The sequence below is a fragment of the Pseudomonas sp. PvP025 genome, from assembly GCF_017832155.1.
Taxonomy (GTDB): Bacteria; Pseudomonadota; Gammaproteobacteria; order Pseudomonadales; family Pseudomonadaceae; genus Aquipseudomonas.
Window position 1 is genome coordinate 3,302,480 of sequence record NZ_JAFIBJ010000001.1, and the last position, 12,977, is coordinate 3,315,456.

Below are 12,977 nucleotides of genomic sequence, written 5' to 3' on the forward strand. Positions count from 1 at the left end.
GTTCAAAACCTCGTTATATCGCGAGGGATTTTTTTGAACGTTAATCCGTGAAGCATCATGAATTCCTTGGTTAGCAAGCAACGGTCGGCGTAAACAATTGCCCTCGGTGGCTTTTCAGCTCCAAATTTAAGAGTTGCTAGATAATCCATATTCAGGCACGTGGCTTCTCCCGGAGAGTAATTAAAGATCCATGCCATATCGGGGCTGAGCCCCAAAAGATGTGGAGAAAATGGATTATCGGCGTCTGTCCGATACTCGCTAGGGATACCTTCTGCATATGCCACATAATCACGAATCGCTTGAGTCCCAGCATCTTCGTTTAGCTGATCTTCCGACTCAAAAATTGGCTCACCGATTGTGAAGTAATCAAACCCGCCACCAAGAGGAAGAGTTCGCCCCTCTCCCTCACCATATCCGTTCATAACGCGTCTGACGCGCTCCGCAGTGATGGTATCAGCGTAATCCATGGTCTCAATCAGGATAAACTGCCGATTTCCTTTGTCTTCGGCGTTAAGTTTCAAAACTGCATGCGCTGTTGATCCGGAACCGGCAAAACTATCAAGCACAATTGCATTCGGAGCAGCTGCAATTTTAAGTATGCGTTCAATTAGGGTTGTAGGCTTCGGCGTATCGAACACGGCACTGCCGAAGATACTTTTAATCTCCTGCCCCCCTAAATCAGTGGTTCCCGCGTCCCGATAGGACCAAAGGTCAACAGGAACCATCCCGGATGCTTCCCACAAATACAGCTTCAGTCGGGGGTAAATCGCATCACCATTTTGGCCCCACCAAAGACGCTTTTCAGCTTTGTGCTTGCAGTGTTCCTCATACGAGTATTTCCAGGCATGGGTCGGATGCTCGATGATCCGACCGTCAGGCGCCTCGATCTCATAGACTAAATTCGCCCGACGCTCACGGGTCGCTGGATTGACATAGGAGGAGGTCATCCACGGCCCCCGAGGATCGTCATCTTGGTTACTATAATTTGCGTCAGCCTTCGCAGTCCGTCCTTCCTTGACTTCTGTAAGGTGCGAGCTTTTGCGGTAAACCAGAATTGTGTCTTTGAGCGAATAAAAAAGTTTGGCATTGTTACTTCGCGTGTACCGCTTTTCCCAAGCGATAGCGGCCATGAAGTTCCCATAGCCGAACATTTCATCAAGCATCACGCGGGCGTGGCTGGCCTCGGTATCGTCTAAACTGATAAAAATCAAACCATCCTTAGCCAACAGACGGTGCAAAAGCTTTAGCCTTGGATACATCATGCATAGCCACTTGTCATGGCGTGAGAGATCCTCGCCTTCTTTACCCACAACCTGGCCTAGCCACTTTTTCAGCTTTGGATCGTTGACATTGTCGTTGTAGATCCATCCCTCGTTACCGGTGTTGTAAGGGGGGTCGATATAGATACAATCCACCCGTCCCTCGAACTCGGGCAGCAGCGATTTCAAGGCTTCTAGGTTGTCGCCCTGAATGATCCGGTTGTTAAAGGTATTCGTTGGCGCGCCTGCCGCAGTCGAACGGAATTGCTCGGTTCGGTTGAGAACACGGAACGGTACGTCATGATGGTGATTGACGACTTTATCCTTGCCAACCCAGGTCAATGTAGGCATTTGCAGCTGTTCCTTGTGTTCTGGCTCGTTGCATGGCCTGCATTTTGCCTGAGTGAGGCTGCGCGTGTCTCATCTGAGGGCAATGACGACAGAGATATTCAGCGTCAGCACTCGGCGCTAAGCAATGACGGCGAGATGCGCACTCCAGATGGGGGGACAAATGGGGGGACAAAAATATCTAAACCCATAATCGCCAGTAAAATAAGGCCAAAATGCAACAATAACGCCGCCCACAAGCCGGCTTTTTAATGCCTGTAAAAAACCTCACTCCAGCCGTTGCATCAAGCCGGCCGCATGCACTCCACAGCCCGCTCCGCAACCATCTTCGCCATGTCCACCAAATGCATCACCGCCCGCTGCGGCGCAGCTACCGGCTGTGCGAGCGCCTGCGAAGTTGCCACTGCACATTGCAGCAGCTCGGCTACCCGCACCCAGGCATCTTCAAAGCTCAGTTCTTCATTGACAGTGAATGGGTTAGTTGAAGTCGATGACAGCGAATCCGAACGAACGTTATCCATAGCAAAACCCCTAGCAGTAAGTGGATACCACCGTCATTTCGCGACTAAACGAATAGAGGTGGCGGCTGAACGCAGGTTAGTCGACCGGCCGCTAGGCACCGGCGCACCCGAAGGTGCCCTGCGCACAGCCACCATAATGTTCAGGCGAGAAGAAACCTGAATTTGGGATGGCACGTGCGCCTAGCGATATCCGGGCGACTAAACCCGATCACTGAATAGGCAGTGACGGACCGCAGCCTAGTCGCGGGATTTCACTGGCGCAAGCCGCTGGGATTCTCTAGGAAACGTCCTGCAAATGAAAGGGATCGGACCTGCTGGCTATTCAATACGCGAGAAAGCGGCCACCGACTACTGTCCCCTTCAAGTTGACAGTAAGACGCCCGCCACCCGATTTATCCCCCAACACCCACGCTTTAACCTGTGCCCATGTTGAACAAAACATCCAACCAACCAAAAAGGACTTCAACCATGAGCACTCCAACCTACAGTCGCTTGAACAAAGACGACGCCATCGTTCTGCTGGTCGACCACCAGACCGGCCTCATCTCGCTGGTGCAGGACTTCTCCCCCAACGAGTTCAAGAACAACGTGCTTGCGCTGGCCGACCTTGCCAAGTTCTTCAACCTGCCGACCATCCTCACCACCAGCTTCGAGCAAGGCCCCAACGGCCCGTTGGTGCCGGAGTTGAAGGAGATGTTCCCGGATGCGCCGTACATCGCGCGTCCTGGTCAGATCAACGCGTGGGACAACGAAGACTTCGTCAAGGCGATCAAGGCCACCGGCCGCAGACAGATCATCATTGCCGGTGTGGTCACGGATGTGTGCGTGGCGTTCCCGACCTTGTCGGCGCTGGCGGAAGGGTTCGAGGTGTTTGTGGTGACGGATGCGTCGGGCACCTTTAATACCACGGTGCAACAGGCGGCCTGGAGCCGGATGACACAGGCCGGTGCGCAACTGATGAACTGGTTCTCGGTGGCGTGCGAGCTGCACCGCGACTGGCGCAACGATATCGAAGGACTGGGGAATCTGTTATCCCAGCGCATTCCCAACTATCGCAACTTGATGAATGGCTATGCGGCGCTGACAGCCCAGCAGAAGTAAGTGATCTGCCAAGCCTGCCCTGAAAGGCAGGCTTTTCACGTCTCAATCGACAAGCAAATGTGGATCGATACGCCCAAGAGCCCGCATGTACAGGTTCATGGTGGTCCCCTCACCCAATGCCGTGTGGACTTTCACCGTGCCACCCGCGCGCTGCGCGAATTCCATCACTTGGGATAATCCCAGCCCGGTGCCTTTGCCTGCGCACTTGGTGGTGAAAAAGGGCTCAAAAATCTGCGCGGCAAGGGCTTCGGGGATGCCCGGGCCGTCGTCGCTGACGCTGAGCAACAGGTAGTTGCCTGCTGCGAGCGCTTCGTCCTGGGTCAGGTTGACCAGACGCGAGGTGATGTGGATACGGCCTTTGCCGCCCAGGGCATCCCGGGCGTTGGTCAGCAGGTTGATCACCGCTGCGCTCAACTGCGCTTCTTCGCACAATACACCGGTGCCCGGCGGCGCCAATGCCATTGAGAACTCGACACCGTCCGAAGCGGTGCGCAACAGCACGTCGCGCATGCTCTCCAGACGCTCGTTCACGTCGATGCACATCAGGTTGGGGCTGTCGTGGCGCACGCTGGTCAGCAGGTGGTTGACCAGCAATCGGCCTTGATCCACGGCTTGCATGCCGGCATCGCTGAAGCGTTCGACATCCGCCGGCCTGCGTGCGCGCAGGCGGATCATTTGCAGGCTGGCACTCAGGGCCTGGAGCAAGTTGTTGAAGTCGTGGGCGATGCTGGCGGCTACCATGCCCAGGGACGAAACGCGCTTGGCATGATGAAGAAACTGTTCGGCCTGGCGGCCCAAGGCTTGCGCCTGGGCGAGCTCGTTCTCCAGGCTGCGCGCGCGTTGTTCGCGTTGTTCGCTGAGCAGGCGCAACTGCAGCAACGAGGCCGTTTGACGGGCCAGGGCCTGCAGCGCGCCGTGTTGCGCAATGGTCAGCGTGCGCGGTCGCGTGTCGATGACGCACACGGTGCCCAAGGCAAAACCTCGATCATCGCGAATCGGCGCACCTGCATAAAAGCGGATATACGGCGGGCCCAGCACCAGTGCGCTGTGCTCGAAACGCGGGTCGCACAGGGCGTCTTCAACCACCAGCACTTCATCGGGCGCGAGGATGGCATGGGCGCAGAACGCCAGGTCGCGATGGGTCTCGCGCACGTCAAGGCCAATGCAGGCCTTGAACCACTGACGCTCGTTGTCCACCAGCGACACCAGCGCAATCGGCACATCGCACAGGCCGGTCGCCAGCAGCACGATGTCGTCGAAACCTTGCTCAGGAACGCTGTCCAGAATGCCCAGGTGCTCCAGGGACCGGATGCGCTCATGCTCGTTGGCAGGAGGCGGGGCAGGAAGATGAGGCATCTGCATACGTCGCGATCAGTCCGTGAAAGAAAAGGATGCGCGGGGCATTGCGGCCCGGCAAGGTAAACAAAGGAAATCTTGTGCCCGTCTGTCTCTTGGTAGCAGCAACGAATATTCGCTGTTTTCCTGACGCCTCAGCGTACACCCGCAGGCATGCACTGCGGTGGTTAGAGGCACCCCTACGGCAATCGTTCATTGGCTCCCCTCCGACACTGCGGTGGCGGTTTCAGTCAATCAGCAGGATCGCTATCTGAAGTAGCCGTCCAGCATGAGTTGCCGCTGACTTCTGCGCTGCTGTCGTAATCCCATTCTGATTTTGCACACCGTTCATCCAGCCCTATTTCGCCGGGGCAGAATCCGACGCCTTGACCCCTGCCGAGACGTCACGGATGACCCACGCTGCCCACATCGCTTTTATCGAGCATGAGCTCAATGACTTTCATCAGAGCCTGCTGATTTATCGCCAGCAGATGGGCGCCTGGTATTCGCGCGCGCTGGACTCAGTGAGCGATGGGCTGGATATGCCGTCGTTGCTCGGGATGGACCGGGTGCTTCGGGTGGGCGATGCCCAGCGCTCCGTGAGCATTGCCGATGCTGACTTTTCCACCGTTGCCCGCTGCCCGGCGGGCGGTGTGCTGAAGATTGAGAGCACGTTCGAGTCGGTCTATGACGTGCCGATTGGCGATATTACGGTTGAGGTGATCGGACTGGATGACGGCAGTTCAACGCTGATCCAGCTGGATGAACACGGCAAGGGATCACACGTTTGCGTGGCCGGCGGGCGTTATCAGGTGCGGGTGCAGGGCGGAGTTTCGACGCAACAGGTGGACGCGTTGTTCGCCTCCTACACCGGGCTGACGACAGACCTGGAGCAATGGCTGCGCAAGCAGTGGGAAGGCTTCAAGCCGTATTGGCAGCAATCCACGGCCAGTGCGATTGGCAGCGGTGTGCTGACGGGCAGTTGGGCGGCGATCCGCGATGCGTGGGACAGCATCAAGCGGGTCCAGGCCATTCTTGAAGACCCGCTGAAGTACGTCGAGCAACTCGGTGCGCAAGCAACCAGCCTGGCGCAACTCGCCATCGATGTGCCCAAAGTCATGGAACAGGCAATGCTGCTGGCCAGTGATGAGGCGGCGCTGTTTCTGTTGGTGCGTACGGCGATGCTGTGGCTGGACGCATTGCCACCCGGACAGATGGCCGAAGTCGCGGCGGGGTTTGTGGTGTCGTTGCTGATCGATCTGGTGATCGGCGCTGTACTGACCATCGCATTGCCTGCGGCGGGTGTGGCGTATTTGAGTATGCGGCTGGTCAAGTACGGCGGGCAGATTCTCGACGCGGCAGTTGGCTTTGTTAAGAGCGTGCTGGCGATTCTGAGCACGTTCATGCAGGCGGTGGATCGTTACAAGGCGGTGGCAATTCGCGGTGTGGTTGGCGGGTTAAGGCAAGGCACGCTGCAGATGCGCTGGCGGGCGCGGCAGAACGCAGTGTTGAGGCAGAAAGAGGCCGTGGATGATGTGCCGGTTTCGGCGAAAAACCCGTCGGGGGATGCGTCTGCTTCTTCCGATAAAACCGTGACCAACGGCTGCCCGGTGTCGATGGTCACCGGCGAGGAATTGCTCACCCTCACCGACCGCACGCTGGACGGGATTTTACCGTTTGAGTGGACGCGGGTGTATCGCACCAGTGCGGTGGAAATCGACGTTGGGCTGGGGTTTGGCTGGAGTCACGCCCTGGCGCAGCGGCTGGTCGTGTCCGGCGATTCGGTGGTGTGGACCGACCATGAAAATCGCTCGACCACCCTGCCCTTGCCGACCGCTTCGCGCCCGGCGATCACCAACAGCCTGGCCGAAGCAGCGATCTTCCTGGGCGATTTACCGGATGAACTGGTGCTGGCCCAGGCGTCGCGGCTTTATCACTTTCGTGATGGCGTGCTGGTGTCGATCAGCGATGCGTATGACAACCGGCTGCGCATTTTCCGCGACGTGCTGGGGCGCATTGAACGGCTGGACAACGGCGCCGGGCGCTCGCTGTGGTTGCGTTATGCGCAGGGCCGGATTGGCGCGGTGGACTATCAGGTGCATCGCGCCAAGGGGCGTGAGCCTTACGAGTGGGTCACTGAGCAGACGATTGTGTCCTACACCTACGACGACGCAGGCCGACTGGTGTCGGCGACCAATGCCGTAGGTGAATGCGAGGTTTATCGGTACGACGAACAGCACGTGATTCTGGAGCGTGGGCTGGCCGGTGGGGCGAGTTTCTTCTGGGCGTGGGAACGTTCCGGCAAGGCGGCGCGCTGTGTACGGCACTGGGCCAGTTTTACGCAAATGGATACGCGCTATGTGTGGGGTGATGACGGACGCGTCACCGTGCATAACGCCGATGGCAGTCAGGAAGTGTATGTGCATGACCCGCGGGCGCGGCTGGTGCAGCGGGTGGATCCGGACGGCGCTCAACACTTCAAATCCTACGATGAAAAAGGCCGGCTGACGGTTGAGCAGGACCCGCTCGGCGCGGTGACGGCGTATCAGTACGACGACGCTGGGCGCTTGGTGGCGCTGTTTCCGGGGGACGATGAGCCGACGTCCTACGAGCATGACAATGGCTTCGTACGGGTGGTGCGCCGAGGCGAGGCGGTTTGGAAGTACGAGCGTAATGAACAAGGCGACGTAACGCGTAAGACCGATCCTGACGGCCATGTAACCGACTACAGCTACAACAAACACGGGCAACTGATTGGCGTCTGGTATCCCGATCACAGTTGCCAACGGCTGGTGTGGAATGAGCGCGGGCAACTGCTTGAGGAACAGTTGCCCAATGGCGGGATCAAGCGCTACCGCTATGACGACCTGGGACGGGAGGTTGCCCGCGAGGATGAGCATGGCGCGCTGACCCAGTATCAGTGGGACAGCGTGGGCCGGCTGACTCGCCTGATATTGCCGGGCGGTGCATGCAGGGAATACAGCTACAACGCCTACGGAAAAATCACCGCCGAACGCGATGAACTGGGGCATGTCACCCGCTACGAGTATGCCGACGGGCTGCACCTGATCAGTCGACGGCTCAATGCCGATGGCACGCAGGTCCAGTACCGCTACGACAATACTCGGTTGCTGCTGACCGAGATTGAAAACGAGGTCGGCGAGACCTACCGGCTCGCTTACCACCCCAACGGGTTGATCCAGCAGGAAATCGGCTTTGACGGCCAGCGTACCGCCTACGTTTATGACCTCAACGGCAATCTGCAGGAAAAGACCGAACATGGCGACGATGGCAGTCAGTTGGTTACCCGCTACGCGCGTGACCACGCCGGACGCCTTGTCAGAAAAACCCTGCCCGATGGCGCCCTTGTTGACTATGCCTACGACCGCCAGGGCAATCTCCTCAGCGTCGTAGACGGTCACTGGGCGCTGGCCTACGAATACGATCGACAAAACCGTCTGACCGCCGAGCATCAAGGCTGGGGCACCTTGCGTTATGGCTATGACGCCTGCGGTCAGCTGCAGCGCCTGCGCCTGCCGGACAACAACCGCGTCACGTTTAACCACGATAAAGGTGGCCACCTCGCGACGGTTCAGCTCAACGGTGAAGTGCTCACCTCGCATCTATTCAAAGCGGGCAAGGAGCAGCAACGACAGCAAGGCGAATTAATCAGCCATTACCACTACGACGACCAACACCGCCTGCACGCCCACGCCATCACGCAACAGGAAAACCGCCACTACCGCCGCCAATACGACTACGACAAATCCGGCAACCTCAGTCGTATCCTCGACACCCGCAAAGGCGAACACCGCTACGCCTACGACCCGCTCCACCGCCTGACCCGCGCCGACCACTCGCAGGACCTGCAGGAACGCTTCGGCCACAACCCGGCCGGCAACCTGCTGATGCACGACCGCCCCGGCCCGGACATCGTCGCCGGCAATCGCCTGATGATCCAGGGCGACCGGCATTACGACTACGACGCCTTCGGCAACCTGATCCGCGAACGCCGTGGCAAAGCTCACGCATTGGTCACCGAATACCGCTACGACTGTCAGCATCGTTTAACCAGCATCACCCAACCCAACGGCCAAACCGCCCACTACCGCTACGACCCCTTTGGCCGCCGCATCAGCAAAACCGTCGACGGCGTAACGACGGAGTTTTTCTGGCAAGGCGACAAACTGATCGCCGAACACCACGCCGACCGCCACCGCAGCTACCTCTACGAACCCGACAGCTTCCGGCCATTGGCCCTGCTGGAAGGTTTCGGCCCCAACGCCACCCAGCCCTACCACTACCAACTCGACCACCTCGGCACCCCACAGGAACTCACCGCTGCAGACGGCGAAATCGTCTGGTCCGCCCACTACCGCGCGTACGGCCAGATCAGCCGCCTCGACGTGGGCAAAATCGATAACCCGCTGCGCTTTCAAGGCCAATACTTCGACGAAGAAAGCGGCCTGCATTACAACCGTCATCGCTACTACAATCCGGATGTTGGGCGCTATCTGACGCCGGACCCGGTGAAGCTGGCGGGTGGGATCAATGCTTACCAGTACGTGCCGAATCCTACCGGGTGGGTGGATCCGCTGGGGCTGGCATGTACGCGGGGTAATTGCGCGGGACAACAAAGCCAAGCCTCTCCCATACACGGAGAAGAAGCGCCAAAGGTAGGGAACTCAACTCATTACTCCACCTATGAGCAAGCATTGAACAAAGCGCTTGAGTGGCTACTGGAAAATGACTTTCGGGCGGAAAAACCAAAATTAGGGAAATTCGGCGAACGCAAAGGCCAACCCATCGGCATGCAAACAACTGAAGCGAGGACAGGTTATCGTGTTGAATATGACGAGAGGAATGGCGCTCACATTAATGTCTGGACTCACAAAAAAAAAGGCCCTCATTATACGTTTGAAGGCACGTCAAAAACTGTATTCCAACTCACCAAGAGGTTCGCAAAAAAATGAGTTATCTTGACGACGAAATAGTCAAAGACTTTAACCAACTGAATATCAAATTCGAAATCTCGCCAGAAGCCGAGCACGATTTAATTGTTGAAACAATAAATGCAACCGTTCCTTTCTTTGGAAACCAGATAGCTTGGAGCCAATTCAAGGAAAGCACTCATATTGGTCCGTCTCCATCACAGGCTACGCTAAAGTTATTAGAGGAAAAAATAAAAGCAGCCACCAAGCACAATGTAATTTTTATTGGTGACGCAACCGACAATGCCTATTCAATTTCAACCAGAGACCTTATGCAATCACTGCAAGTTTTTTCAAAAATACCCCAGCACACCTACATACTTCAAAAACAGCTGGATTGGATTGCTTGCATTTCATTTGAGGGCTACATTGATTTCGCAATTTTTAGCTCGACCCTATAGACAACCAATATCGCTTGAAAAAGCAATGTGTCTTACGCAGTCACAAACCACCACATCAATACTAAAAGTGGAAAAGATTTTTGGAAGATGATAAACAAAGACGTCAATGACAAGACCATCAGAAAGGTGCAGCCAGGAAAATATGAACAGGGGCACGGCACAGGCTTTTTACCAGGCGAAAAGCATCCAGGAATCTGACATGACGAAATTTCCCGTTTCAGATGGAACAATTGAAAAAGTAACTTGTACAAGAAATGCATTGGTCATGAAATTTAGAGACTGGAAAGAAAGATCATGGAAAATTACATTCAACGAACTGGTTGCCTTTCAAGGCATTGGTGCCGTTGGGGCCGATATATGCGATATGTATGAAGAGAAAAACTCAACCCTCTTACAGGAGGCCATCAGATCAGAGCCCAGTGAAATAGGGAAAACCTTCTGTTTTACAGCGAGCAATGGTGGAGAAGTAATTTTTCAGGTAGTTGCCGGAAGCTATGAAGCTCAGAAACTATGACTCAACATGCCATATCAGAATACCGTGAGGCTCATCTATTGGCCTGGACGGTGAGCTGAATAAAACGCACAATCGGCTCACTAAATGAGCCGAATAACCTTTATATTTGGCTCACGCACCCAGGCATTCCACGATGGATCACCCACACTGGATCTGGCAACACGCCGATTGGCCCCACTTCCACTGGCAACCAGGCCGTCTGGCAGTGCTTCTGCGCAAGTGCGCACAGGCCCAAGGCCGTCTGCTGGGCATGCTCGGCTCCATAACCCAGGCCGTCAGTGCGCAGAACGAACTGGACACGCTGTTGCAAAACATCCTGACCTCTTCGGCTATTGAGGGCGAGCAGTTGAATGTTGGCTCGGTACGCTCCTCCCTCGCGCGCCGAATGGGCTTGCAGGCGATGGAAGACGGCCAGGTCAGCCGTCGCAGTGAAGGGCTGGCAGAGCTGATGATGGATGCCACCGAGCACTTCGCCCACCCATTCACCCTCACCCGTTTATTGAATTGGCACCACTTGTTGTTCCCGCTCGAGGAGGCAAGCCTTGCCACGCGTCCGATCAAGGTCGCGAGTTTGAGGGGCGAGGAGCCTATGCAGGTGGTGTCGGGGCGGCTTGACCGGCCGACTGTCCACTTCGAGGCGCCACCGCGCCTGGGTCTTGAGCAGGCACTGAACGATTTTCTCGAGTGGTTCAAAACCAGCCGCCATCAGCCTGAGCTGGACCCGCTGCTGCGCGCCGGCATTGCGCACTTCTGGTTTGTCACGCTGCATCCCTTCGATGACGGCAATGGCCGCCTGACACGCGCCATCACAGACATGGCGCTGGCCCAAGGCGAGCATCAGTCCATCCGTTTTTACGCCATGTCGGCCAGCATCCTCGAAGACCGCGCTGGTTACTACAATGCACTGGAGTCCGGCCAGAAGGCCACGCTGGATATCACTGACTGGCTGTTGTGGTTTCTCCAGACCCTGCTGCGCAGCCTGCAACAGGCAATAACGCGGATTGACCGGATGCTGGACAAGACTCGATTCTGGCAGCGCCACCATGACACAGCGTTATCCGCCGAACAGCTCAAGGTTCTCAATCGGCTGCTCGATGGCGGCGAAAAAGGTTTCGAGCATGGCATCAGCGCCGCGCAATACCAGGCAGTCGCCAGGGTTTCCAAGGCGACAGCCACGCGGCATCTGGCCGATCTGCTGGAAAAAAACTGCCTGGTCCGCCTCGCCGGCGGCGGGCGCAACACGCGTTATCAAGTCAACAGCGAGGGCGAATGACAGCCCCCCTCATTTGCCCCCATCCCCCATGTCTGCTAGTGTCGCGCCGGTTTACCGTCTACCGGAATAGCCGCCATGGCCCGCAAAAAAGTTGCACTCGATTTCGAACAATCCCTCGCCGACCTGCAAACCCTGGTCGAGCGTCTGGAGAACGGCGAGTTGTCGCTGGAAGACTCGTTGACGGCGTTTGAGCAAGGCATCGGCCTGACCCGTGACTGCCAGAGCGCGTTGGCGCAGGCGGAGCAGAAGGTGCAGGTGCTGCTGGAACGTGACGGGGAGCTGGCCGAAGAACCTTTCGATGCGGAACAGCCCGAATGATCGATGCGTACCAGGCCAGTAGCCAAGCCCGGGTCAATGCGGCGCTTGCGCCCTTGTTTGTTGCGCCGGGCCCTGAACTCAACCGCCTTTATGACGCCATGCGCTACAGCGTGATGAATGGCGGCAAGCGTGTGCGCCCGTTGCTGGCCTATGCCGCGTGCGAGGCATTGGGCGCGCCGGCCGAGCAGGCCAATGGCGCGGCCTGTGCAGTGGAGCTGATTCACGCCTACTCCCTGGTGCATGACGATTTACCGGCCATGGACGATGACGATCTGCGGCGCGGCCAGCCGACCACCCACAAAGCCTTTGATGAAGCGTATGCGATCCTCGCCGGTGATGGCTTGCAGAGCCTGGCGTTCAGCGCATTGCTGGACCCGGCGCTGAGCCGCGTCGATGCCGAAACACGCCTGCGCATGGTCACCGCCCTGGCCCTGGCAGCAGGCCCGGCCGGGATGGTCGGCGGGCAGGCCATCGACATGGGTTCGGTCAGTCTCAAGCTGGACCAGGCTGCCCTGGAACACATGCATCGCCACAAGACCGGCGCGCTGATCGAGGCTGCGGTGCACCTGGGTGCCCTGGCCAGCGGTCGCGCCGAGCCCGCAAAGTTGGCGGCGCTGCAGACCTACTCGCGGGCCATCGGCCTGGCCTTTCAGGTGCAGGACGACATTCTCGACGTGGAAAGTGATACCGCCACCCTCGGCAAACGCCAGGGCGCCGATATCGCACGGGACAAACCGACTTATCCTGCACTGCTCGGGCTCGATGCGGCCAAGGCGTACGCCCTGGAACTGCGCGATCAGGCCCTGGATGCCCTGCGACCGTTCGACGCGGCGGCCGCGCCACTGCGCGAGCTGGCGCGGTATATCGTCGAACGTCGCCACTGATCAACGGCGGCCATTTGCGCCGCCTATCGCTC

Annotated in this window: 10 protein-coding genes; 7 read left to right on the forward strand and 3 right to left on the reverse strand. The window is 57.6% G+C overall.

Annotated elements, in window-relative coordinates:
- Positions 1-2 precede the first annotated feature (2 nt).
- Positions 3-1,610, reverse strand: coding sequence for a site-specific DNA-methyltransferase (locus tag JOE32_RS14095; RefSeq protein ID WP_245229029.1), 1,608 nt, complete (start codon positions 1,608-1,610; stop codon positions 3-5).
- A gap of 281 nt (positions 1,611-1,891) precedes the next feature.
- Entirely contained in the window at positions 1,892-2,128 is a 237-nt protein-coding gene (locus JOE32_RS14100; RefSeq protein WP_057010154.1) for a hypothetical protein, read from the reverse strand.
- A gap of 468 nt (positions 2,129-2,596) precedes the next feature.
- On the opposite strand from JOE32_RS14100, the gene ycaC reads away from it, so the two are divergent.
- Positions 2,597-3,229 (forward strand): isochorismate family cysteine hydrolase YcaC, encoded by a 633-nt coding sequence (ycaC, locus tag JOE32_RS14105; RefSeq protein ID WP_057010158.1) that lies wholly within the window; start codon positions 2,597-2,599, stop codon positions 3,227-3,229.
- 42 nt (positions 3,230-3,271) lie between these two features.
- Here the strand turns inward: ycaC and JOE32_RS14110 are convergent, their stop codons facing one another.
- On the reverse strand, positions 3,272-4,585 hold the full coding sequence (locus tag JOE32_RS14110) for an ATP-binding protein (protein WP_209985286.1): 1,314 nt from the start codon (positions 4,583-4,585) through the stop codon (positions 3,272-3,274).
- Between the two features lie 389 nt (positions 4,586-4,974).
- On the opposite strand from JOE32_RS14110, the gene JOE32_RS14115 reads away from it, so the two are divergent.
- The 6 genes from JOE32_RS14115 to JOE32_RS14140 all read left to right on the forward strand — a co-directional run bounded on the left by JOE32_RS14115 (position 4,975) and on the right by JOE32_RS14140 (position 12,945).
- Positions 4,975-9,537, forward strand: a complete 4,563-nt coding sequence (locus tag JOE32_RS14115) for an RHS repeat-associated core domain-containing protein (protein ID WP_209985289.1) — start codon at positions 4,975-4,977, stop codon at positions 9,535-9,537.
- The gene (locus tag JOE32_RS14120) at positions 9,534-9,956 is read left to right on the forward strand and encodes a hypothetical protein (RefSeq protein WP_209985293.1); all 423 of its coding nucleotides are present in this window, start codon (positions 9,534-9,536) and stop codon (positions 9,954-9,956) included. Before JOE32_RS14115 ends, JOE32_RS14120 begins: the two co-directional genes overlap by 4 nt.
- 199 nt (positions 9,957-10,155) lie before the next feature.
- Positions 10,156-10,470 carry a hypothetical protein gene (locus tag JOE32_RS14125; protein ID WP_245229030.1) on the forward strand — a complete coding sequence of 105 codons (315 nt, stop codon included), beginning with the start codon at positions 10,156-10,158 and terminating at the stop codon, positions 10,468-10,470.
- A gap of 133 nt (positions 10,471-10,603) precedes the next feature.
- Positions 10,604-11,743, forward strand: coding sequence for a Fic family protein (locus JOE32_RS14130; protein ID WP_209985302.1), 1,140 nt, complete (start codon positions 10,604-10,606; stop codon positions 11,741-11,743).
- Between the two features lie 75 nt (positions 11,744-11,818).
- Positions 11,819-12,061, forward strand: coding sequence for an exodeoxyribonuclease VII small subunit (locus tag JOE32_RS14135; protein ID WP_003176346.1), 243 nt, complete (start codon positions 11,819-11,821; stop codon positions 12,059-12,061).
- Positions 12,058-12,945: a farnesyl diphosphate synthase gene (locus JOE32_RS14140; protein WP_209985305.1), complete on the forward strand. Its 888-nt coding sequence runs from the start codon at positions 12,058-12,060 to the stop codon at positions 12,943-12,945. Before JOE32_RS14135 ends, JOE32_RS14140 begins: the two co-directional genes overlap by 4 nt.
- Positions 12,946-12,977 lie beyond the last annotated feature (32 nt).